Below are 23,943 nucleotides of genomic sequence, written 5' to 3' on the forward strand. Positions count from 1 at the left end.
CGGCGCCGGCCGGTCGGGGGCGTGGCACGATGGCCGCATGATCGTCGCGTTCTCCGTCTCCCCGACCGGCACGGCGGGCGAGGACGGCTCCGTGTCCGACGCGGTCGCCGCCGCCGTCCGCGTGGTGCGCGAGTCCGGGCTGCCGAACCGCACCACCTCGATGTTCACCGAGATCGAGGGGGAGTGGGACGAGGTCATGGACATCGTCCGGCGCGCCACCGAGGCCGCGGGAGCCGGTGCGCCGCGCGTGTCGCTCGTGCTCAAGGCCGACATCCGGCCCGGCCACGTGGGCGAGCTCGACGGCAAGGTCCGGCGTGTCGAGCGGCTCCTCGCCGACGAGGACTGACTCGCCCCTCGACCGGCGGGCGCGAGCGGCTACGCTATCGGACATCATCCGAGGCCGGTCCGCCGCACGTGGGAGCTGAGTCATGCCGTTGTTCGAGGTCGACGCGCGCCGCTCCGCCCTCGTGCAACCCCTCGCCCCCGGCGACACGGCGTTCATCCGGACGGCCGAGCCCGTCGTCGACGACCACGTCTCGCGGCTGCTCGGCGAGCAGATCTTCCCCGTCGTCGGACGCACCCCGGCCCAACGCCCGGAGGACGCCCCGCACCTGCTCGCGCTCGACGCTGCCGGGCACCCCGTCGTCATCGAGATGGTGGCTCGCCTCGACGCCTCGTCCCTCGCGCTCGCGCTCGCGCACGCGGGGCGTGCCGGCCGGCTGACGCTCGCCGAGGTCGCGGAACGCTTCCCCGAAGGGCTGCCCGCGTTCGAGCGCGCGTACGACGAGTTCCGTCGCAAGTCGCCCATCGCGCGCACCCGGGGGCAGCGCGAGGGCTCACGGCTCCTGCTGCTCTGCGCCCAGGTCGACCCGGCGGTCACCGACGCCCTCGACTTCCTCCGCGTCACCAACCGGGCCGTCACCGCGCTCCGGCTGGGTGTCGTCACCGGGCCCGACGGGCGTCGGCTGGTCGAGGTCGAACCGCTGCACGGCGCGCGCCGTCCAGAAGGCGCGGACGCATCGTCCCGCTCCGTCGCCGCGGCCCGCACGGACGCCGTGCCCGACGACGACCTCGCCGACGCGACCACGATCCGTCCCGCCCTGCGCCGCCCGGTGGTCGCGCCCACCGCCGTCAACGGGACGACGGCGACCACGGCGGGCACCGCAGCCGTCCCGGCCGACGAAGCCCCCGCGAGCGCGCCCGAGCGCGTCTCGGCGCTGCCCGAGCGTTCCGCCCTCTCCGACCGGTACGGACTGCCGAACCGGCGTTCGTTCTCGACGACCGAGCAGGTCGCCCCGGCCGCGGGCGCCGTGGCTGCCGCGAACGAGCCCGCGCCCGCCCAGGGCTCGGCGCAGCCGACCACGACGGGCTCCGGGCCGACGCGCGTCTCGACCCGTGCCGCAGCGCGGGCCGCCGCCGCTTCCGCGCCGGTGCCCCCGCCGCCCATGCTGTCCCGCCCGCCCGTCGAGGACGACCTGCCGCGGAGCCGGTCGGCCGTCCGAGCCGCCGCACAGCCGGCGCCGGCCGAGCCGTCGTCGAACGCCTCGTTCACGCCAGGCGAGGAGGATTCGGCGGCCTCGCTACCGCCCCGGCGCTCGCGGGCCGAGCGTCGTCGGGCCGCGGAGCACGGCTCCGACCCGCTCCTCGGATCGGCCCCGCCGCCCCCCACCGCCGCGCCGGGCGCCGGGGTCGTGCCCCTGTCCGACGCGCACCCGGCGCACCCGACCGACCACGCGACGGCGCCGCTCGACGCATCCGTCCACCGCGTGTCGTCGTCGCTCTCGCTCTCCGGTCCCGTGTCGTCGCCGCTCCCGGTGCCGTCGCCGCAGCTCCCGCTGCACGGCGACCCCGCCGACGACGACCCCGACCTGTTCATGCTCGCGCAGCACCTCGGCGCCCCGACGCACCTCGTGTGGTCGCGGCCCCGCCGCGGCGAGCGGTTCGAGGCGGTGCTGCACCCCGAGGGGCAGATCGAGCTCCCGGGGACGGGCCGTTACCGCAACCCCGACGCCGCCGCGACGGCCGCCGTCGGGTCCCGGCGCGAGGACGGCTGGGACGTGTGGCGGCTCGGTGACTCCGGGCCTTCGCTGACCGACCTGTTCCGCGAACAGTTCGCCTGACCCGCGGAGCACCGATCCCGACCGCCCCGACGACCGTCCCGGACCGACGCGTGCCCGCGCCGGTGGTCGAGGGCACGCTCCTGCGCCCGCGCCGGTTCCGCACGCACGACCAGACCCGGATCGTCGCGGCCTGCTTCTGGCTCGCGGCCGCGATCGCGGTCCGCATCCTGGGGCGGACCACGTGGGAGCTGTCCGTCGCCGACCTGTCCGAGCTCCTCGGTCGGATGCCGGTGCCCCTGCTCGACGCCGTCCGTGCGACCTTCGCCGGCATCGCCGGGATCGCGGTGCTCGTCCTGCTCGTCGGGGTCCTCGTCCGACGGCGGTGGGTCGGGGCGTGGAGCGCGGCGGTCGCGGCGGTCCTCGCGGCGGGCGTGGCGGCGGTCGGCGTGGTCGCGGGGCTCGTGGTCGTCGACGAGACGGCGGCCCGCACCGCCGTCGGGATCGCGCTCGACCCGCGCCTCGTCGCGGCGGCGGCCGGTGCGCTGACCGTCGCCCGGCCGTGGCTCCCGCGCCGGTGGCGGTGGGCGTGCCCGACCCTGCTCGTGCTCTACGTCCCTGTGCTGCTCATCGCCGGCGGCACCGAGCTCGCGTCCCTGCTCGTCACGCTCGCGCTCGGCAACCTCGTCGGTGCGGTGGTGCTGCTGGCCGTGCGTTCGCCGTCGTGCCTGCTGCCGCTCGACGCCGTCCTCGCGGAGCTCACGAGCCGCGGGCTCGAGGTCGAGGCGGTCCGCCTCGACCCGCCGGCCCGCGGGCCGTTCGTCGCGCACGTCGAGCTCGCGAAGGACGAGTGGAGCGGCACCGGGACCGCGCACCGGCTCCGGCTCGAGGTGCTCAGCGACGACGACCGCACCGCCGACGCGCTGGCCCGGCTCCGTCGCCTCCTCACGCTCCGGCGGCCCGGCGACACCGTGCCCTTCTCGTCGCTGCGCCGCGCCGTCGAGCACGAGGCCCTCGTCGCGCTCGCCGCGGAGCGCGCGGGTGTCGTCACGCCGGGACGGATGCTCGTCGGTCAGCCGGAGCAGAGCTGGATGATGCTCGGCACCACCGAGCCCGTCGGCACACCGCTCACCACGCTCTTCCCGGACACGACGGCACGACGCAGGCGGCGCAAGGCTGCGCTCGCGGCCGAGGCACCGACCCCCGACGGGGTCGACGCGACCGCCCCGGCCGCCCGTGCGGAAGACCTGCTCGACCAGCTCTGGGACGACCTCGCGACGCTGCGCCGTGCCCGCGTGGCCCACCGCGCGGTCCGGCCCGCCGCGCTCGCCGTCCGCGACGACGGCCGGCTCGTCCTCAGCGACTTCCGCTCGGGCCAGATCGCCGCCCCCGACGTCCAGCTCGACCTCGACCTCGCCCAGGGCCTGTACACGGCGGCGCTCGTCGCGGGCGCCGAGGCCGCGGTGCGTACCGCCGTCGCGCGGCTCGGCCCCGAGCTCGTGGTGCGAGGTGCGCGCGGGCTCGGTCCCGTCGTCGTGCCCCGCGAGGCGCGCGGCCCGAAGCACGCGCGCGACGCCCTCATCGAGGACGTCCGCGTCGAGGTCGAGCGGCAGTGCGACGTCCAGGCCGTGCAGACGTACCAGCTCTCGCGCTTCAGTCGCCGCCAGCTCGTCCAGCTCGTGCTGCTCGTCGGGCTCACGTACGTGGCGCTGCCGTTGATCGGCCAGCTCCCGCGGACGGTCGACGCCGTCCGCACGGCGAACCCGCTGTGGGCGGTCGTCGCGCTCGTCATCGCCGCGCTCGGTCCGGTCGCGGCCGCGCTGTCCCTGCGCTCCTGCACGACGGCGCAGCTCCCGCCCGGCCGGACGGTCGCCGTCCAGGTCGCCACGTCGTTCGTCGGGACGTCGACGCCCGCGAGCGTGGGCTCGCTCGCCCTCAACGCGCGGTACCTCACGCAGACAGGCGGCCTCCCCATCGCCGCGGCGTCCGGTGTCATCGCGCTGCAGAGCGTGGTGCAGGTCGTCACGCACGTCGGGCTGCTCGCGATCCTCGCCGTCGTCGCGGGGCAGACGCTCGACCTCTCGCACCTGGTCCCCGGCAAGTCCGTGGTCCTCCTGGTCATCGCGCTGCTGCTCGCGGTCGTCGGGGTGGTGCTCGCGGTGCCGCGCCTGCGCCGCACCGTCCTCACGCAGGCGCGGATCCGTCTGCGGGAGGTCGTCGCCGAGCTCGGGTCGCTCGCCCGACGCCCAGGACGACTTGCCCTCGCCGTCGTCGGGTCGTGCGGCGTGACCCTCGCGTCAGCCGCGGCACTCTGGGCGTGCCTCCTGGCGTTCGGGGGCGGCAACAAGTTCGTGGCCGCGGCGTTCGTGACGATGGTCGGCGCGACGCTCGCGACCGCCGCCCCGACGCCCGGCGGCGTCGGGGCCGTCGAGGCCGCGCTCATCGGTGGGCTCGCCGCGTTCGGCGTCCCGTCCGAGGTCGCCGTGCCCACGGCGTTCTTCTACCGGTTCCTCACGTGCTGGTTGCCGGTGCTCGCGGGTTGGTTCGTACTGCGGTGGTTGCAACGGCGTCGGTACGTCTGACCGCTCGCCGAGTGCGACGCTGCGTTCGCCGAGTGCGACACCCGCGTGGTCCGGTTCGCGGGTGGGTACGGCGAGGTGGTTCGGGCTGTCGTGCTTCGGCCCTGGGGGCCGTGCGCACTCCTCGACGCCCTTCACCACCTCCCCGCTCCCACCCGCTCCGCCCGTCGCCCCACCTTCTCCGCGAGGTATGCCGGCGGCCGTACTACTTCGCGAGGCTCGGCAGTCCGAATACTTCGCGAGCACGGGATCTGCGCCCCGCGAGGACGGGGTGCGCGCCCGTCCGCGCGAGCTGACGGGCGCGGAGCCCGTGTTCGGCACGGCGGTCGGGATGTCGCCCGCGGTGACGCCGGCGCTGATCGTTTGGGGCGTCGCCGTCGGCGGACTTGGGCTGGCTTGCCGGCCGCTGACCGTGGGCTCCGGGATCTGGGCATCTTGTGAGCACGATTCGGTCACGTTCGTGCTCACAAGATCGTTAATCGATCAGGATCGCGTACGGTGGTCGCGACGAGGCGATGGAGCGTCGCCGCCGAGGGAACGGAGAGCTGGTCGTGCACGCATTCGAACGTCGGCAGGCGATCGTCGAGCAGGTGCGGAGCCGTGGGCTCGCCTCCCTGCGTGAGCTCGCGTCGGCCGTCGACGCGTCCGAGGTGACGATCCGACGGGACGTGCGGATCCTCGAGCAGGAGGGCGTGATCGACCGTCGGCGGGGTGGCGCTGCCTGGCCCGGCGGCCTCACGCACGAGCAGACGTACCAGCAGAAGAGCCAGGTCGCGGCGGCCGAGAAGGCGGCGATCGCCGCGGTGGCGGCCGAGCTGGTGTCCGAGGGCGACGCCGTCGTGCTGGGCGCCGGGACCACGACGCGCGAGCTCGCGCGCCTGCTGGTGAAGTTCCAGGACCTCACGGTCGTGACGAACTCGGTGCTCGTGGCCGAGGAGCTCGCGCGCTCGTCCGTCGAGGTCGTGATGACGGGCGGCACCCTGCGCGGCTCGACGTTCGCGCTGGTGGGGAGCGCCGCCGAGGCGTCCCTGCAGGGCATCCGTGTGCGTCGGGCGTTCCTGTCGGGCAACGGGTTCACGGTCTCGCGCGGGCTCTCGACACCGAACGCCCAGTCCGCGAGCATCGACCGCGCGATCGTCGGCGCCGCGCAGGAGGTCGTCGTGCTCGCCGACCACACCAAGCTCGGCCTCGACACGATGATGCAGACGGTCCCGGTCGAGGCGATCACGCACCTCGTGACCGACGAGCACGCCGACTCCGACCTGCTGGCCCAGCTCCGCCCGCTGGGCGTCTCGGTGCACGTCGCGCCCGTCGACGCCTCCGCATAGCCGTCACAGCGATCACGGTTTGGTCACGAAGGTGACGCGTTGACGATCGATCATTGCCACCTTCTGATCGATAGGTGTTCAATGTGGAGGTCGCATCACCCACCTTGCGCGAAGTCGCGCGAACCATCGAGATCAAAGGAGACATGATGGCTCTCACCTCCAAGCGACGGACCGCGTCCGTCGTCGTGGTCGCCGGCACGGCGCTCGCCCTCGCGCTCACCGGTTGCTCCAAGAGCGCGGACGACAACGGCGGGAGCTCGCCCACCAGCGGCGCCGCGGCCGGCAACAGCGCCGCCGCCCAGCAGGTCCAGTCGACCGGCTCGTCCGGCACGTCGTGCACCTACTCCACCTACGGCGCGGAGAAGGTCGACCTCAAGAACGTCACGGTCGGCTTCTCGCAGTCGGAGTCCACGAGCAACCCGTTCCGCGCCACCGAGACCCAGTCGATCACCGACGAGGCCAAGCGTCTCGGCATCAAGCTGATCCAGCGCAACGCGAACGCGAACGTGCAGCAGCAGAACACCGACATCCAGGACATGATCGCCCAGGGCGCCAAGGTGCTCATCGTCGCCCCGGAGAACTCGGACGGCCTCGCACCGGCGTTCGCCCAGGCCAAGGCGAAGAAGATCCCGATCCTCACCATCGACCGCACCGTCAACGGCACGGCCTGCAGCGACTTCATCGGCTTCATCGGCTCCGACTTCGCCGGCCAGGCGAAGATCGCGGCGCAGGACATGGCCAAGGCCCTGCCCGACGGCGGCAACATCGCGATCCTCCAGGGCACCTCGGGCAACAACGTGGCCCAGGCCCGCACGGACGGCTTCACCAAGGAGATCGCGGCGTCGTCGCCGAACCTCAAGGTCGTCGCGTCGCAGACCGCGAACTTCGACCAGGCGACCGGCCAGAAGGTCATGGAGCAGATCCTCCAGTCCAACCCGGACATCAAGGGTGTCTACGCCGAGAACGACACCATGGCCCTCGGCGCCATCCAGGCGATCAAGGCCGCGGGCAAGACCCCCGGCAAGGACATCCAGGTGATCGGCATCGACGGCACCGAGGACGCCGTCAAGGACGTCGCCGCCGGCGTCATGTTCTCCGACGTCGAGACGAACCCGCGCTTCGGCCCCCTGGCCTTCCAGGCGCTGACCGACTTCTACTCGGACAAGGGCACGCCGACGAACGTCATCATCGCCGACCACCACTTCACGAAGGACAACGCCCAGCAGGCGCTCGACAACGGCGACGTCTACTGACGGACGCCGTCGAGGGGGTGCGGACGGCCGCACGGGTTCCCGGGACCACGGGACCCGTGCGGCCTGCCCGCAGGAAGACGGACGCACCATCCTCCGTGTACGACGACGTACCCGCGATGCTGAGAAAGGCCTCACCGATGGTCCAACCACAGGGCGCACAGCCGGTGGCCGCCGAGCCGACCGCCGCGCCACCGGGCGGCAGCCCCGCCCCAGCCCCCGTGCTCGAGGTCACGGGGCTGCACAAGTCGTTCACGGGTGTGCACGCCCTGCGCGACGTCGACTTCGCCGTCCGCCCGGGGGAGGTGCACGCGCTCATCGGCGAGAACGGAGCCGGGAAGTCGACCCTGATCAAGGTCATGACGGGGGTCTACGAGCCCGACGAGGGCGAGGTCCGGCTCCGCGGCGAGGAGGCCGCGTTCGCGAGCCCGCTCGCCGCCCAGGAGGCGGGGATCTCCACGATCTACCAGGAGGTCAACCTCGTCCCGATGATGAGCGTCGCGCGGAACCTGTTCCTCGGGCGCGAGCCGCGCCGGTACGGGCTGATCGACTCGACGCGCATGAAGCGCGAGGCACGCGACATCCTGCGCGACTACGGCGTGCACGTGAACCCGGCGCGCCCGCTGCGCTCGCTCGGGCTGGGCGCGCAGCAGATGGTCGCGATCGCGCGGGCCGTCCAGATCGACGCCCGCGTCGTGATCATGGACGAGCCGACGTCGTCGCTCGAGGCGCGCGAGGTCGAGACCCTGTTCGGCGTCATCCGTCGCCTGCGCGCCCAGGGCATCGCGATCGTCTACGTGAGCCACCGGCTCGACGAGCTGTACCAGGTCTGCGACCGCGTGACGGTGATGCGGGACGGCGCCGTCGTCCGTGTCGACGACATGTCCGCGGTGGACCGCATCACCCTCGTCTCGCTCATGCTCGGCCGCGAGATCGGCGACGTGCGCAAGCACGGCGCGACCGGTTTCGCGGACGCCGAGCACCAGGTCAAGGGTGCGCCCGTCGTGGCCGCGCACGACCTGCAGCGGCGCCACCAGCTCGACGGGGTGTCCGTCGACATCCGCCCGGGGGAGGTCGTGGGCCTCGGGGGTCTGCTCGGCTCGGGCCGCAGCGAGACCGCGAAGGCCATCATGGGTGCCCTCCCGCTCGACGGTGGCACGGTCGAGATCGGTGGAGCCACGACGCGGCGGACGGTCGCCGCGTCGATCCGGGCCGGCGTCGTCATGCTCCCGGAGGACCGCAAGCTCGAGGGCATCGTCCCGAGCCTGTCCGTGCGGGAGAACATCGTCCTCGCGGCGCTCCCGCGGATCACGCGCGCCGGCCTGGTCGACCGGGCCAAGCAGGACGAGATCGTCGACTACTTCATGAAGCGGCTGCGCATCAAGGCGTCGGGCCCGGACCAGCGCGTCTCGGAGCTGTCGGGCGGGAACCAGCAGAAGGTCCTGCTCGCCCGGTGCCTGTGCCTCGACCCGAAGGCGCTCCTGCTCGACGAGCCGACGCGCGGCATCGACGTCGGCGCCAAGGCCGAGGTCCAGGGGTCATCAACGAGCTGGCCGAGCAGGGGCTCGGCGTGCTGCTCATCTCGTCGGAGCTGGACGAGCTCATCGAGGGCTCCGACCGCGTCGTCGTGCTCAAGGACGGCCGCGTGGTCGGCGAGCTCACGGGCGACGACGTCACGCAGGACACGCTCATGACCACGCTGGCCGACGCGCCGCCCGAGCCCGACCTGTCCCGGCCTGCGGACGAGCCGGTCATCGAGAGCGCAGCACAGGAGGAGACCCATGACTGACGTCGCCGTCCGGCCGACGCCGGCCGTGCTCGACCGCAACCGGGTGATCACCTGGTTGCAGGACTACGGCGTGTACGCCGCGATCGTCGTGCTGATCGCGATCAACACCGCGATCAAGCCGTCGTTCTTCTCGATGGACAACTTCCGGGTCCAGGCCTTCCAGGTCGTCCCGGTGCTGATCGTGGCGCTCGGCATGGCGCTCGTCATCACGACCGAGGGCATCGACCTGTCGGTGGGTGCGGTGATCGCGCTGTCGTCGGCCGTCATCCCGCTGTACCTGGGGTACGGGCCGTGGCTCTCGATCGTCGTCGCGCTCGTCGCCGGGTGCGTCTCGGGCCTGCTCGCCGGGCTCATGGTCGCGGTCGCGAACGTCCAGCCGATCATCGCGACCCTCGCCCTCATGATCGGGCTGCGCGGGTTCGCGGTCATCCTCAACGGCGCGAGCGCGAAGTCGGTGACCGACGAGACGATCGGTGCCCTCGGCCTCGACAGCTGGTTCGGGATCCCGCAGGAGGTGTGGATCGCCGTCGTCCTCGTGCTGGTCGTGGCCTTCGTGGTGCGCCGCACCGCGTTCGGGCGACGGCTGACCGCGATCGGCGACAACCGCGCGGCGAGCGCGCTCGCGGGGCTCCCCGTCAAGCGGGTCCTCGTGGCGGTCTACGTCATCTCGGGCCTGTTCGCGGCGATCGCGGGCGTGTTCCTCGTGGGGCACGGCGGCTACGCCGACCCCTCGAACTACGGGCTCAACTACGAGCTCAGCGCCATCACGGCCGTCGTCGTGGGCGGCACCCCGCTCACGGGCGGCCGGATCAAGGTGCTCGGCACCGTCGCGGGCGCCGTCTTCATGCAGCTCGTCGCCGCGACCCTGATCCAGAACAACGTGAAGAACTCCTACAGCCAGATGGTCGAGGCCGTCATCATCATCGGTGCCGTGTACGCGGCGCGGGGACGGAGCGGACGATGAGCACTCTCAACCCCACGAGCGGCCCCGGCGGGCCCACCGTGCCCGACGCCGGGGTGAACGTCGACGTCACCGGCGAGACCCGGCTCGAGCGGATCACCGGGGTCGCGCAGCAGCAGGGCGGTCTCGTCTCCCTGGTGATCGTCTTCGTGGCGGCGTGCGCGTTCTCCGACGGGTTCGCCGACTGGGGGAACTTCCAGTCGATCCTCGTCGGCAACGCGTACACCTCGCTGCTGGCGCTGGGCATGACCTTCGTGATCCTCACGGGCGGGATCGACCTGTCGGTGGGCTCGATGTTCGCGCTCGGCGGCGTGCTCGCGGCCTGGGGCTCGGGGCACGGCGGCATCCTGGTCGCGGTCCTGCTCCCGCTCGTGGTGGCAGCGCTGTTCGGGCTGCTGCAGGGCACGCTCATCGCGAAGGCCCGGCTCGCACCGTTCATCGTGACGCTCGCGGGCATGCTGTTCGCGCGCGGCCTCCTGCAGGCCATCTCGGCCGAGGGCACCGACACCTACCTCGTGCCCAAGGGCTCGCCGTTCCTGTGGCTCGGCGACGGCACGTGGCGTCCGATCCTCACGGCGGTGGTCCTGTTCGTCCTGGGCGGGATCCTGCTCATGCGGACCCGGTTCGGCCAGGCGCTGTTCGCGATCGGCGGCAGCGAGAACGCGGCGCTCCTCATGGGCCTGCCCGTGGCGCGCACGAAGGTGCTCGTCTACGTGCTGTCCGCGACGGTCGCGGGCGCCGCCGGGATGCTCAACGCGTCGCGCCTGCAGTCCGGCGTCACGAACATCGGCGTCGGGTACGAGCTGACGGCGATCGCCGCCGTGATCATCGGCGGCACGCTGCTCACCGGTGGCGCGGGCTCGATCCTCGGTACCGCCGCGGGTGTGCTGCTCCTGGCCGTGATCCAGAACCTGATCGGCGTGCACCTGTCCCAGTACGGCTCGTCCGCGTCGGACCTGGCCAACGGCCTGTTCCTCGCGGTCGTCGTGCTGATCCAGACGACCCTCACCCGGGTGAGGCGTCTGCCCTGACCGCTGCTCGGCCGGCCGGTGCGTCGTCACCGGCCGGCCGGACACGCGGTGTCCTTGCTCGTCTCTCATCAATCTGACAACGCTGTCGTGGAGGATGACGATGACCCTGCACCACTCCCGTGGACCGCTGGCCGGCGCCCGTTGGCGTCAGGCCGTCGCAGCCGCCGGCGCGCTCGCTCTCGCCGCCGGCCTCGCGCTCGTCGGGGCGGCGGGCGCGAGCGCCCAGGCCGGCCCGGGCACCCCGCACGACGGCGGAGCACACGGCGGCTCGTCCGCGCCGGCCCCGGCCTACCCGTCCGTCGGGGCGGGCACGCACGTGCTCGACGACGCGACCTACCTCCAGGGCTTCGACGAGCCCGCGTGGTACGAGGCGAACATCCCGTTCGTCGACCTGCCCGACACGACGATCCAGGACGTCTACTACTACCGGTGGCAGGTCGCCAAGGAGCACCTGCGGTACACCGACCCGGAGAACGGCTGGATCTCGACGGAGTTCCTGGACTGCTGCAGCTACGCGGCCCCCTACCAGGCCATCAACGCGGCGGCCGGGCACCAGCTCACCGAGAACCGGTGGCTGCGCGACACGAGCTACGCGGACGACTACCTCCGGTTCTGGCTCACCGGCGCCGGGGCGGGCGCCAAGCCCGCCACCGACGACGTCAACAAGGACACGACGGACTGGGCGCACGAGTACAGCGTCTGGCTCGCGACCGCGGCCTACGAGCAGGCGCAGGTCACCGGCGACGTCGCCGGGCTGCGCGACCTCCTGCCCGCCCTGGTGAAGCAGTACCGCGGCTGGGACGGCCAGTACGACAAGGCCCTCGGCCTCTACTGGTCGGTGCCCGTGTGGGACGCCATGGAGTACTCGGCGTCGTCCTACGAGTCCTCCGACCCCTATCACGGCGGCGCCGGCTACCGACCGACGCTCAACTCGTACCAGTACGGCGACGCGCGGGCCATCAGCGCGATCGCAAGCCTGCTCGGTGACCGGTCGCTCGCGCGGGAGTACGCCCAGCGCGCGTCGTCGATCCGGACGGCGATGCAGAAGTGGCTCTGGGACCCCGACCGCGGCTTCTACTACGCCATGCCGCGCGACGACAACCCCGACCACCACCTGTCGAGCACGCGCGAGGAGATCGGCTACCTGCCCTGGATGTTCGGCGCCGCGGAGCCGAAGGACGCCACCGCGTGGTCCCAGCTGCTCGACCCGCAGGGCTTCGCGAGCGCGTTCGGCCCGACGACGGCAGAGCGCCGGAGCCCGCTGTTCATGAAGGACGCCGGGAGCTGCTGTCGCTGGGACGGCCCGAGCTGGCCGTTCGCGACGTCGCAGACGCTCACGGGGCTCGCCAACCTGCTCGACGACGACCCGGCGCAGTCCACGATCACGAAGGACGACTACGCGGCGGCCCTGCTCACCTACGCGAAGACGCAGACGAAGGACGGGAAGCCGTACGTCGCCGAGGCGCACGACCCGGACCAGGACCGCTGGATCTACGACGGTACGAACCACAGCGAGGACTACAACCACTCGACGTTCGACGACCTCGTGCTCTCCGGGCTGCTCGGCCTGCGACCACAGACCGGGGACACGCTGAAGATCCAGCCGCTCGCGCCGTCGTCGTGGGACCACTTCGCAGCCGAGAACGTCCCGTACCACGGGCACAACGTGACGCTCCTGTGGGACCGCGACGGCTCGCACTACCACCGCGGGGCGGGCATGCGCGTGTACGTCGACGGGCGCCTCGTCCAGTCGTCGCGGACGCTGCGCGACCTCACGGTGCACGTCGGGCGGACCGTCTCGGCGTCGTCGGACGAGCACCTCGTGAACGACGCCGCGAACCCGCTGCGGACCGGGTACCCGAAGCCCGTCACGTCCTACACGTGGCGGAACGACAACGCCTGGAACGCCCTCGACGGCAAGGTCTTCTACGCGAACGTCCCCGAGGACACCCGCTGGACGAACTACGCGTCGCCGAACGCGCAGGACTGGTACGGCGTCGACTTCGGTGCGCCGACCGTCGTGAGCGACGTGCGCTGGTACGGGTACGACGACGGCGGGGGAGTCAGGCCCGCGGCCGACTACCGGCTGCAGTACTGGGCCGGGTCGGGGGCCGACGCGGCCTGGCAGGACGTGCCCCGGCAGACGCGGGCCGAGAAGGCTCCGGTCGGCAACGGCCTCAACCGGATCACGTTCCCGCCGCTCACGACGTCGAGGATCCGTCTCCTCTTCACCAACCCGAGCGGGGCCTTCGTCGGGGTGAGCGAGCTGCAGTCGTGGTCGGCGTCGAGCACGGACGCGACCGTGAGCGTCGGGGGTGCGGGCGCGAGCGGCGTCGTGGTGGTGCGCGACGCGACACCCGTCTCCGTGACCGTGCGCGCCACGGGGGAGCGGAACCTCACGTCGCCGCGCGTCGCCCTCGCGCTGCCCGACGGGTGGAGCGCGAAGACCGTGGGCAGCGTGCCGCGCGTCGTGCACGCGGGCCGTGACGCGACCTGGCGGTTCACGCTGACCGCACCGTCGGACGCCGCGGCAGGTTCGCCGGCGACGCTCACGGCCACCGCGACGTACCGGGCCGGGCGCACCGTCGAGTCGACCCACCGGCGCCAGGCGCTCCGGGTCGCGTTCCCGCCCGGGCAGCAGGAACCGGTCGGGGCGTGGTCGCTCGACGAGGGTTCCGGGACCGTCGCCCACGACTCCGCCGGCGGTCACGACGCCACGCTGACCGGCGGTGCGACCTGGACCACCGGCCGGGACGCCGCCGCGGGCACGGCGCTCGCGCTCTCCGGGAGCGGGCAGTCCGCCCAGACGTCGGGGCCCGTCCTCGACACGGCAGGCAGCTTCACGGCGAGCGCCTGGGTCCGGCTCGACCGCCTCGGCTCGTGGGCGACCGCCGTGAGCCAGGACGGCGACGTCTCGAGCGGCTTCTACCTGCAGTACTCGCAGGCGGACGACCGGTTCGCGTTCTCGACGAGCGAGGGCCGGGCGCTCGCGGACGCCGTGCCCCAGGCGGGTCGCTGGTACCACCTGGTGGGCGTCCACGACGCCGACGCGGGCACGTACACGCTCTACGTCGACGGCGTGAAGCAGGCGAAGACCTGGGCGCAGCCGACGGGTGACGCGGCGCCGGGGCGGTTCGCGATCGGGCGCGGCTTCTCGGGTGGTGGTCCGAGCGACTTCTGGCCCGGCGCCGTCGACCAGGTGACCGTCTGGGACCGCGCGCTCTCGAGCAGCGAGGTGGAGGCGCTCGACGGCGGCGCCTGAGCGCTCTTCGCTCGACCTGGAGAACGGTTCGCTCAGAAGGCGACAGGTTCGGTGTTGAAAACTGTCGTTGAGTGCTCGTAACTGTTGCCTTTCCCGGTCAGCATTGTCAGACTGTGTCTCGTTGGTGAGCGAAACCTGATCGAACGGGTGCCCACCGGCTCAGACACACCTCGCCGAGTTCCGGCTCAACGATGAGAAGAGGTAGGCAGATGTTCGACCCACCCCCCACCCGGGCCACGGGCCACGGGACCCGGCTGCTGCGCTCCGCAGCCGTCGGCGTCCTCGCGCTCGCGACCGCGGTCACGGTCGTCCCGACGGCGACCGCCGGGACCCACACGGGCGTCGCCGACGCCCTGGCGTCCGCCGCGGCGCCGACGGTGGACCAGACCGGCCGCAGCGGGCTCCGCGCCGACTACTACACGATCACCGACACGAACACGTTCGCGCTCGACCCGGCGAACCTCAAGGCGTCGGTCCTCGACCCGGACGTCGACGTCAACGACATGATCCCCGTCTACAAGGCGATGACCGGGCAGACCGAGAACGTCGGCGTGCGCTGGTCGGGCTTCGTCACCGCGCCCAAGACGGGCGACTACACGTTCTCCGCGATCGGCGACAACGGCTTCCGGCTGTGGGTCGGCGGCAGCGACGCGTCCGACCTGCTCATCGACTTCTGGGTCAACCAGTGGGACGTCGAGAAGACCGCCACGCACACGGTGCACCTCGAGGCCGGGCAGCCCGTGCCGTTCACGTTCGAGCAGTTCCAGGCGACCGGTGGCGCCAACGTCCACCTGAGCTGGCAGTCCGACGACGCCGGCGTCGCCAAGGAGGCCGTCCCGGCCTCCGCGTTCACGCCGCCGTCGGACTTCACGCCGTACGACGTCGACGCGACGATCCCCTCGAAGGGCAACAGCGTCGTCCTGACGTTCCCCGGCGCCGTGGCCGACACCGACGACCTGGCGCAGCACCTCCGCGTCCCGGTCGACGGGACCGACTACCCGATCAGCTCCGTCACGGCGAGCGGCAATCGCGTCACCGTCAAGCTCGGCGCCTCGGTGCTCGGCAACGCGTACGGCCGCGTCGTGTACGACGGCAAGGGCTCGCTCACTGCGGGCGGCGACAAGGTCCCCGGCTTCAACGCCGCGATCGACAACGCCTCGACCTACCAGCTCACCACCAAGTGGGCCAAGGACGTCGACCCGAACAACCCGCTGCCCGAGTACCCGCGCCCGCAGCTCACGCGTGACTCGTGGCAGAACCTCAACGGCAAGTGGGACTTCGAGCCCCTCACCGCAGCCGACACCGCACCGCCCACGAGCTGGGCCGACGCCAAGACGGCGGTCGTCCCGTACCCCATCGAGTCGCAGCTCTCGGGCATCCAGAAGCACTACGACCACTTCGCCTACCACCGCACGTTCACGGTGCCGTCGTCGTGGAAGATCGGCGACAAGCCGAACCAGCAGCGCCTCGAGCTCAACTTCGGCGCGGTCGACTACCGGGCCACCGTGTACGTCAACGGCAAGGTCGTCGCCGAGCACACCGGCGGCTACGACGCCTTCACGGCCGACATCACCGACGCCGTCAAGAAGGGCCAGAACAACGTCGTCGTCCGTGTCACGGACACCACCGGCGACCAGCCGAAGGGCAAGCAGTCGGCGAACCCGTCCGGGATCTTCTACACGCCGTCGTCGGGCATCTGGCAGACGGTCTGGATGGAGCCGGTGAAGCAGGTCCACGTGGACTCGCTCAAGCTCACCCCGCAGCTCTCCGAGGACTCGGCGGGCGACCCTCGTGACACGGTGCAGGTCACCGCGAACGCGGCGGGCGCCTCGAAGAACGCCTCCGTCATCGTCACGGCGTTCGACGAGAAGGGCAGGAAGGTTGGCGCGACCTCGGGCGGCGCGAACGAGCAGCTCGACCTGCGGATCGCGAACTCGCACCGCTGGACGCCCGACGACCCGTACCTGTACACGCTCAAGGTCCAGCTCCACGACGGGGCCTCGAAGGACACGGTCGGCAGCTACGTCGGCGTCCGGTCCATCGGGATCAAGAGCATCGACGGGGTGAACCGGATCGTCCTCAACGGCAAGCAGACCTTCCTGCTGTCGACCCTCGACCAGGGCTTCTGGCCCGACGGCGTGTACACCGCGCCGACGGACGAGGCGCTCAAGTGGGACATCCAGACCACGAAGGACCTGGGCTTCAACACGATCCGCAAGCACATCAAGGTCGAGCCGCAGCGCTGGTACTACGACGCCGACAAGATCGGCATGATGGTCTGGCAGGACATGCCGTCCGGGTCGAACAACACCACCGCCCAGCAGGACGAGTGGAAGTCCGAGCTCAAGCGCATGATCGACCAGCACATCTCGACGACGTCGATCATCGGCTGGATCCCGTTCAACGAGGGCTGGGGCCAGTGGGGCATCCCGGAGGCCGCGGACGTCGCGAAGTCGATCAAGGCGCAGGACCCCTCGCGCCTCGTGAACACCCGCAGCGGCCAGAACTGCTGCAACATGCCCGGTGACACCCACTCGGGCGACATCATCGACTACCACGACTACACAGGCCCGGGGGACCCCGAGCCCGACGCCACGCGCGCCGCGATCGACGGCGAGCACGGCGGCTTCTCGCTCGCGACCCTCGGCCACATGTGGGCCGGCGGCTCGATCAACCCCTACGGCGAGGTGACCGACTCCAAGAGCCTCACCGACGCCTACGTGGAGAACACGGCGAAGCTCGTCGGGTTCGCGCGCGACCACCTGTCCGGCTCCGTGTACACCCAGCTCACGGATGTCGAGGGTGAGCTCAACGGGTTCTTCACCTACGACCGTCGCATCTCCAAGATGGACCGGTCGCGCGTGAAGGCCATCAACAAGGAGGTCCTCGCGGCCGGTGCAGGCGAGCCTGCGAAGAAGGGACGCGGCGGCGTCGTCGGCGTCGGGGCGTGGAGCTTCGACGCGGCCAACGGCGTGACCGTGCCCGACCAGAGCGGGCGGGCCGGGGCGGCGACGCTCGTCGGTGGCGCGACGCTGGTCGACGGGAAGCACGGCAAGGCTGTCGGGCTGGACGGCAAGACCGCCCAGGCGACGGCGTCCGTGCCGAAGCTCGACACGACGCAGAGCTACTCGGTCTCGGCATGGGTCCGCATGGACGCGCTCCCGACCGCGTACTCGACCGCCGTGGCAGCGAACAGCGTCCAGTCGGGCGGATCGAGCCCCTTCTTCCTGCAGTACAGCGGGTCGGACAACCCGCAGCAGGGGTTCGCGTTCAGCTTCCCGAACGGCCCGCGCGCCATCGCGTCGGACGTCAAGGTCCAGGTGGGGCAGTGGTACCACGTGGTCGGTGTGCGTGACGCCGACGCGGGGACCATCGCCCTCTACGTGAACGGCGCCCTGCAGAGCACCCAGAAGACGACCGAGACGCACGCCACGAGCGGCACCGTGTCGATCGGCCGGGCGCAGTGGCAGGGCGACGACGTCGACTTCCTCAAGGGAGCCGTCGACGACGTCCACGTGTTCGACCGGGCCCTGACCGCGCAGGACGTGGCCAAGCTCGCGAAGTAGCACGACACGCCGGGGCGGGCCGTCCGAGCGGTCCGCCCCGGGGTGTCTACGGCGCCGGACGGGCTCGCGGCAGCGCGGTCGGCTGGATGCCGGGCACGAGACGGTCCATCATCCGCAGGAGCGAGGGCGCTTGGAACACCTCCGAGCGCTTGAACCGTCCACCGGCGGGCTCGAGCACGCCGACCTCGACGAGATGGCCGAGAGCCGAGTGCGCGGTCGGCGGCGAGACGCCGAGCGACGCGGCCAGGAAGCGCGCCGTGACGACGGGCTGCTCGGACAGCACGTCGAGGGTTCGGCGCGCCGCCGAGCCTGCCCGGAGACCGGCGGTCCTCTCCTCCCAGTCGGCGGCGACGTCCTCCGACTCGTCGATCACGCGGGCGGTCTCGTCGCACGCGTCGGCGAGGACGTCGGCGAAGTAGCCCACGAACTGGCTGACCGCCTCCGGGCGTTCGCCCGGTTCCGCGTGGCGGAACGCCGTGAGCCGTCGCACGTACTCGTCCGTGTCCCGGCGCAGCACGATCGAGAGCGGGAGGACACCGTGGTCGAGGACCTTCGCGCGCGCGAGGTAGCCGTGGACGAGCACGCGTCCCGTGCGGCCGTTGCCGTCCTCGTACGGGTGGATCGTCTCGAGCTGGGCGTGGAGGATCGCAGCCTTGACGAGGGGGTTGTCGGGGCTGTGGTTCGCGTACCCGAGAAGGTTCGCCATGAGCCCGGGAACCAGCTCCGCGGGCGGGGCGACGTAGGACGCCGTCAGCTTCGAGCCGCCGCCGATCTGCACGTCGACCTCGCGATAGCCGCCCCTGTGGGTCGCGGGCGCGATGGTCCGGTGGATCGCGTGGATCGAGCGGTCGGTCCACGGCTCCCGCAGGGACTCGACGCCCGCCCGCACGGATGCGAGGTTCCCGAGGATGGCGTCCGCGGTGTCGAGGTGGTCGAACTGGTAGCCGGAGAGGCCCGGGTCCCGGCTCCTCAGCTGGGCGACCACGACGTTGCGCGGCGTCTCTCGGAGCCCCTCGATCCAGGACGACGAGATCGACTCGCTCCGGAGGAGCGTCGAGTAGAGCATCGGCACCGGACGGTCACGGAGGCGCTGCGCGACCGCGCCGACCGTCGCCGACGCGTCGGCGATCGCCTCGGCCGCGTCGCTGTCGACCAGCGGGCTCATCCGCTCGTCGAGCGGTGCCGGGAAGTACCGGCGGCGGTAGGTGCCGCCGCGACGGTCCCGGCTGCGCGGGGCCGTCAGGTCGGGGCGCTGGCGCTCGGTCACCCAGAGCTGTCCGACATCCACGGGCGCCGCCTTCCTCTCGACCACCTGCGGTTAAGGTTGTCTCACTAACCTTAACTCTAGATGCCCGAAAGGAAGGGGGACGTCGTCCTGTCGGAGTTGAACCGACGCCGCTCAGACCGTGACGACGACCTTGCCCACGTGCTCGCCGGACACCAGGCGCGCGAACCCGTCGGCCGCGCGCGCGAGCGGGTAGGTCGAGTCGATCGTCGGCCGGACGCCGGTCCGCGTGACGAGGGCCAGGAGCGACTCCAGGTCCGCACGCGTCCCCATCGTCACGCCCTGCACGCGCAGCTCGGTGAAGAAGATCCGGCTCAGCTCGACGGCGTCCGGGTCGCCCGTGGTCGCGCCCGCCGTGACGAGCGTCCCGCCCGGACGCAGCGACCGGACCGAGTGCGACCACGTCGCCTTCCCGACCGTCTCGACGACCGCGTCGACCTTCCCCGGCAGCCGCTCGCCCGACTCGAAGGAGGCCGCAGCGCCGAGCCGCAGCGCCTCCGCGCGCTTGGCCTCCGACCGGGACGTCGCCCACACCTCGAGCCCTGCCGCCGCACCCAGCGTGATCGCCGCCGTCGCGACGCCGCCGCCCGCCCCCTGGACGAGCACCCGGTCGCCCGGCCGCACCCGCGCCGCCCGGAACAGCATCGAGTAGGCGGTGAGCCACGCCGTCGGGAGGCACGCCGCCTCCTCGGGTGACAGCCCGTCGGGGAGCGGCACGAGGTTCGCGGTCGGCACGGTCACGCGCTCGGCGAGGGTTCCCGCGAACCGCTCCGACAGGAGGGTGCGCCGGTCGCCGGCCTCGGGTCCGGTCGCCTGGCCGTCGCCCCACACCACCCCGTGCACGACGACGTCCCGTCCGTCCGGCGTCCGGCCCACCGCGTCCGTGCCGAGCACCATCGGGAGCTGGTCCGCGCGGAGCCCGACGCCACGCAACGACCACAGGTCGTGCTGGTTGAGGCTCGCGGCGCGCACGTCGAGGGTCGTCCAGAACGGGGCGGCGTCGGCAGGCGGCTCCGGGTCGGGGCGTTCGCCGACCTTGAGCGCGGTCAGCGGGTCGTCGGGCGAGAAGCGGGCGGCGTAGGCGGCGAGCATCCCCTCACGCTACGTGCGCCGTCGGCGGGTTCACGGCAACCGCGACGCCCGGTCCGTCGACCGGTGATACCGCGAGTCGCACCGGCCGGCGGGCCCCGGCCCCGGCTGTCCTCCTGATGGCGGTGGTCGTGCCGGGTCGTGCCGGGTCTGCCAGTCTGGTGGTCCGGACGGATGGAGACTCTCGTGGACGACTACCTGTGGCTGCTGAAGAAGGACGAGCTCGACCTCGTGCGCGAGCTCGAGCCCGAGCGGATCGAGGCGCTCGACGAGGACGACCTGATCGAGCTGCACCGGCGGGTGCGGCGCGCGCGCAACAAGCACGTGAAGAACTACCGCCGCAAGGCCGCCCGCGCTGTCGAGGAGGCCGGCAGCCGTGGCCAGGCCCGGCCGAAGGGCGACAAGGCCCGGTGGCGTGCGGAGGCGTTCGAGGAGGCTCTCGCGATCGTGAGCGAGCGGCTCGCCGTCGTGGCTCACGCGCAGGCGGAGGCACTCAAGGAGGAGAGGCTGGCGCGGGCGAAGAGCGGGCGGTCCTCGGGTCCGGAGAGCGGCGGTCCGTCGGGCCCCGACGGTGTCGGGCCGGGCCGGGCGCGTACGCACGAGAAGTCGACGGGCGGGCTCAAGCGGGACGCGTCGAGCCGGGCGCAGGGCGCACGGCGGCAGGCGAAGAAGGACGGTCGGTAGGGAACCCGTCCTGCTCGTGCCCGCGGGCTCGTCGATGCGGTGGACGGCGCCGCGGGTCACCAGGCGACCGGGGCGTCGTGCAGGCCATCGCCGTGTGCAGCATCTGTCGAACGTGCCGCACGGGAACGCGCAGGGTCAGGAGACGCGGTCAGGTGTCCCGAGGAACTCGGCGACGATCGGCCCGAGCTGGTCGAAGTCGATGAGGAAGCCGTCGTGCCCGTGGGCCGAGCGGATGACGTGCAGCGGCTCGGCGTCGGGGATGCCCCGCTGGATGCGGGCCGACTCGGCGGGCAGGAACAGCCGGTCGGAGTCGACCGCGACGACGAGCGCGCGCGCGGTGATCTGCCCGAGCGCCGTCTCGACGCCGCCCCGGTCGCGCCCGAGGTCGTGCGTGAGCATCGACTCGGTCAGGCGGACGTACGTGCCGGCGTCGAACCGGCGCGCGAGCTTGTCGCCGTGGTGGTCGAGGTAGGACTGCACGGCGTACCGACCTCCGTGCAGCGGGTCCTCGCCTCCCTGCGGCACGCGCCCGAACCGCTCGTTCAGCTCGGGGGCGCTGCGGTACGTCGTGTGCGCGATGGACCGGGCGATCGACAGGCCGACGTGCGGGCCGTCGCCGTCCTCGGCGTCGTAGTAGTCCCCGCCGCGGAACTTCGGGTCGGCGCGGATCGCGAGGAGCTGGCTGTGGGCCCAGGCGATCTGGTCGGCGGACGTCTGTGCCGTCGACGCGATCACCGTGACGGCGTCCACGTCGACCCCGGCCTCGGGGCCCATGAGTGCCCACTCGAGGACGCGGAGACCGCCCATCGACGCACCCACGACGAGCGCCCACGAGCCGATCCCGAGCTCGCGCGCCAGGTCGATCTCGGCGGCGACCTGGTCACGCACGGTCACGACGGGGAACCGCGATCCCCACGGCGCGCCGTCGGGGGCGTTGGACGCCGGGCCCGTCGAGCCCTGGCAGCCGCCGAGGACGTTGGGCGCGACCACGAACCAGCGGTCCGTGTCGATCGGCCGGCCTGGACCGACCATCTCCGACCACCAGCCGGCGGTCGGGTGCCCGTCGCCGGCCTCACCGGTCACGTGGGAGTCGGCCGTGAGCGCGTGCAGCACGAGGACCGCGTTGTCACGGGCCTCGTTGAGCTCGCCCCACGTCTCGTACGCGAGCGTGACGGGCAGACGCCCGCCCCCCTCCAGGTCCAGCGTCGCCAGGTCGGCGAACTGCCGTCGGCCGACCGGGTCGCCCACGCGCCAGGCGCTCGTCACGGGAGTCGCGCCGCGCGTGAGGCGCCGGGTCGCGGCCGAGCGTCCGCGCGCCACGGGCGGGCGTGCGGGGACGAGCGGGGAGAGGTCGGGGGAGGTCACTGGTGTCCAGCCTACGGTCGGACAGTCGGAGGGGGTGCGGGCGTCCACGGATCGAACCCCTGCCTCAGGCCTGCGCGTCCGCATTCGCGGCGTTCGCCCCGAGCGCGGCCTTGGCCGCCGTGAACCCGAGCTCGAGGTCGGCGAGGATGTCCTCGACGTTCTCGATGCCGACGGCGAGGCGCACCAGCCCGGGCGTCACGCCCGAGAGCGCCTGCTCCTCGGGGGTGAGCTGGCTGTGCGTCGTCGACGCCGGGTGGATGACGAGCGAGCGCACGTCGCCGATGTTGGCGACGTTCGAGTGGAGCTGGAGCGCCGAGACGAACGCCTTCCCGGCGTCCGCGCCGCCGTCGAGCTCGAACGCGAGGACCGCGCCCGGGCCGCGCGGCGCGTACTTCTGCGCGTTCGCGTGCCAGGGCGAGGACTCCAGGCCGGCGTAGTGGACGCGCACGACGTCGTCGCGGCGCTCGAGCCATGACGCGACCTTCTGGGCGTTGTCGACGTGCCGCTCGATCCGCAGCGAGAGGGTCTCGATGCCCTGCTCGATGAGGAACGCGTTGAACGGGGCGATCGCGGTGCCGAGGTCGCGCAGGAGCTGCACGCGCGCCTTGAGGATGAACGCGAGGTTCACGCCGAAGATCCCGCCGACGCCGAGGTCGCGCGCGTAGACGAGCCCGTTGTACGACGGGTCGGGCGTGTTGTAGTTCGGGAAGCGCTCGGGGTGCTGCGCGTAGTCGAACGTGCCGCCGTCGACGATCACGCCGCCCACGGCCGTGCCGTGCCCGCCCAGGTACTTCGTGGCGGAGTGCACGACGACGTCCGCGCCCCACTCGAGCGGCCGGATCAGGTACGGGGTGGCGACGGTGTTGTCGACGATCAGCGGGACGCCGACCTCGTGCGCGACGCCCGCGACCCCTTCGATGTCCAGGACGTCGGTCTTGGGGTTGGGGATGGTCTCGCCGAAGAACAGCTTGGTGTCGGGGCGGACCGCGTCGCGCCACTGCTGCAGGTCGTGCGGGTCCTCGACGAACGTCGTCTCGATCCCGAGCTTCGCGAGCGTGTAGTGCAGGAGGTTGTACGTGCCGCCGTAGAGGCTGGAGCTGGCGACGACGTGGTCGCCTGCCTCGGCGACGTTGAGGATCGCGAGGGTCTCGGCGGCCTGACCCGAGGAGACGAGCAGCGCACCGACGCCGCCCTCGAGGTCTGCGATGCGGTTCTCGACGACCTCCTGGGTCGGGTTGTTGATGCGCGTGTAGATGGGGCCGAGCTCCTGCAGCGCGAAGCGCGCGGCGGCGGTCTCGGCGGACGGGAAGACGTACGACGTCGTCTGGAAGATAGGGAGCGCGCGCGCCCCGGTTGCCGGGTCGGGCTGCTGGCCGGCGTGGATCTGGCGGGTCTCGAAGGACCACTGGGGCAGGGGTGCGGGGGTCTCGGGCGTGGAGGTCATGGCTGCTCCTGGCGGGACGAGGATGGACGGTGCGGCGGGGGAGGGTGCGGCGATCCGTCGGGGCGAGGCCCGTGCGTCCGGGGCGTCCGAGGGGCCGGGACCTTCATGGTCCGGGTCGGCCCGGGGCGACGAACGGCTGCTGGAACGGATCACCGGCGCGGCCGGCGGGCGGCCTGCGCGGGTGCGTTCTCAGCGACACATTCGACGGGACATGGTGGCGACGCTACGGGCGCGTCTCACGTCCGTCCACCCC

General features: G+C 72.3%; 15 protein-coding genes. 11 read left to right on the top strand and 4 right to left on the bottom strand.

Features of this window, described 5'->3' with window-relative positions; genetic code table 11:
- Positions 1 to 37: 37 nt before the first annotated feature.
- From KDY119_RS02795 to KDY119_RS02840, 10 genes are all read left to right on the top strand, one after another.
- Positions 38 to 346, top strand: coding sequence for an MTH1187 family thiamine-binding protein (locus tag KDY119_RS02795; protein WP_036953654.1), 309 nt, complete (start codon positions 38 to 40; stop codon positions 344 to 346).
- A gap of 82 nt (positions 347 to 428) precedes the next feature.
- On the top strand, positions 429 to 2,120 hold the full coding sequence (locus tag KDY119_RS02800) for a restriction system modified-DNA reader domain-containing protein (RefSeq protein ID WP_153021909.1): 1,692 nt from the start codon (positions 429 to 431) through the stop codon (positions 2,118 to 2,120).
- A gap of 50 nt (positions 2,121 to 2,170) precedes the next feature.
- The gene (locus KDY119_RS02805; protein ID WP_153021910.1) at positions 2,171 to 4,639 is read left to right on the top strand and encodes a lysylphosphatidylglycerol synthase transmembrane domain-containing protein; all 2,469 of its coding nucleotides are present in this window, start codon (positions 2,171 to 2,173) and stop codon (positions 4,637 to 4,639) included.
- Between the two features lie 548 nt (positions 4,640 to 5,187).
- Positions 5,188 to 5,964: a DeoR/GlpR family DNA-binding transcription regulator gene (locus KDY119_RS02810; RefSeq protein WP_036954116.1), complete on the top strand. Its 777-nt coding sequence runs from the start codon at positions 5,188 to 5,190 to the stop codon at positions 5,962 to 5,964.
- 146 nt (positions 5,965 to 6,110) lie between these two features.
- Positions 6,111 to 7,217, top strand: a complete 1,107-nt coding sequence (locus KDY119_RS02815) for an ABC transporter substrate-binding protein (RefSeq protein ID WP_036953652.1) — start codon at positions 6,111 to 6,113, stop codon at positions 7,215 to 7,217.
- Between the two features lie 137 nt (positions 7,218 to 7,354).
- Positions 7,355 to 8,908, top strand: coding sequence for a sugar ABC transporter ATP-binding protein (locus tag KDY119_RS02820; protein WP_227994494.1), 1,554 nt, complete (start codon positions 7,355 to 7,357; stop codon positions 8,906 to 8,908).
- 87 nt (positions 8,909 to 8,995) lie between these two features.
- A complete protein-coding gene (locus tag KDY119_RS02825; protein ID WP_036953650.1) occupies positions 8,996 to 9,967 on the top strand; it encodes an ABC transporter permease in 972 nt (323 codons plus the stop codon).
- Positions 9,964 to 10,995, top strand: coding sequence for an ABC transporter permease (locus KDY119_RS02830; RefSeq protein WP_051136828.1), 1,032 nt, complete (start codon positions 9,964 to 9,966; stop codon positions 10,993 to 10,995). The genes KDY119_RS02825 and KDY119_RS02830 overlap by 4 nt, the downstream gene beginning before the upstream one ends.
- Positions 10,996 to 11,095: 100 nt before the next feature.
- Positions 11,096 to 14,257 (top strand): MGH1-like glycoside hydrolase domain-containing protein, encoded by a 3,162-nt coding sequence (locus tag KDY119_RS02835; RefSeq protein WP_153021911.1) that lies wholly within the window; start codon positions 11,096 to 11,098, stop codon positions 14,255 to 14,257.
- 209 nt (positions 14,258 to 14,466) lie between these two features.
- Positions 14,467 to 17,823 (top strand): LamG-like jellyroll fold domain-containing protein, encoded by a 3,357-nt coding sequence (locus tag KDY119_RS02840; RefSeq protein ID WP_083891076.1) that lies wholly within the window; start codon positions 14,467 to 14,469, stop codon positions 17,821 to 17,823.
- Positions 17,824 to 17,869: 46 nt separating this feature from the next.
- Here KDY119_RS02840 and KDY119_RS02845 read toward each other — a convergent pair whose 3' ends face one another.
- Positions 17,870 to 19,111: a Fic family protein gene (locus KDY119_RS02845; RefSeq protein WP_148284267.1), complete on the bottom strand. Its 1,242-nt coding sequence runs from the start codon at positions 19,109 to 19,111 to the stop codon at positions 17,870 to 17,872.
- Positions 19,112 to 19,222: 111 nt separating this feature from the next.
- A complete protein-coding gene (locus KDY119_RS02850) occupies positions 19,223 to 20,200 on the bottom strand; it encodes a zinc-binding dehydrogenase (RefSeq protein ID WP_036953646.1) in 978 nt (325 codons plus the stop codon).
- A 171-nt stretch (positions 20,201 to 20,371) separates the two neighbouring features.
- Between KDY119_RS02850 and KDY119_RS02855 the strand changes: the two genes are divergently transcribed.
- Positions 20,372 to 20,881, top strand: a complete 510-nt coding sequence (locus KDY119_RS02855; RefSeq protein ID WP_227994495.1) for a hypothetical protein — start codon at positions 20,372 to 20,374, stop codon at positions 20,879 to 20,881.
- Positions 20,882 to 21,016: 135 nt separating this feature from the next.
- Here KDY119_RS02855 and metX read toward each other — a convergent pair whose 3' ends face one another.
- Both metX and KDY119_RS02865 read right to left on the bottom strand, forming a co-directional pair.
- On the bottom strand, positions 21,017 to 22,246 hold the full coding sequence (metX, locus tag KDY119_RS02860; RefSeq protein WP_407657420.1) for a homoserine O-acetyltransferase MetX: 1,230 nt from the start codon (positions 22,244 to 22,246) through the stop codon (positions 21,017 to 21,019).
- Positions 22,247 to 22,310: 64 nt separating this feature from the next.
- The gene (locus KDY119_RS02865; RefSeq protein WP_051136826.1) at positions 22,311 to 23,690 is read right to left on the bottom strand and encodes a bifunctional o-acetylhomoserine/o-acetylserine sulfhydrylase; all 1,380 of its coding nucleotides are present in this window, start codon (positions 23,688 to 23,690) and stop codon (positions 22,311 to 22,313) included.
- Positions 23,691 to 23,943 lie beyond the last annotated feature (253 nt).

The organism is Luteimicrobium xylanilyticum, assembly GCF_009429125.1.
GTDB lineage: Bacteria > Actinomycetota > Actinomycetes > Actinomycetales > Cellulomonadaceae > Luteimicrobium > Luteimicrobium xylanilyticum.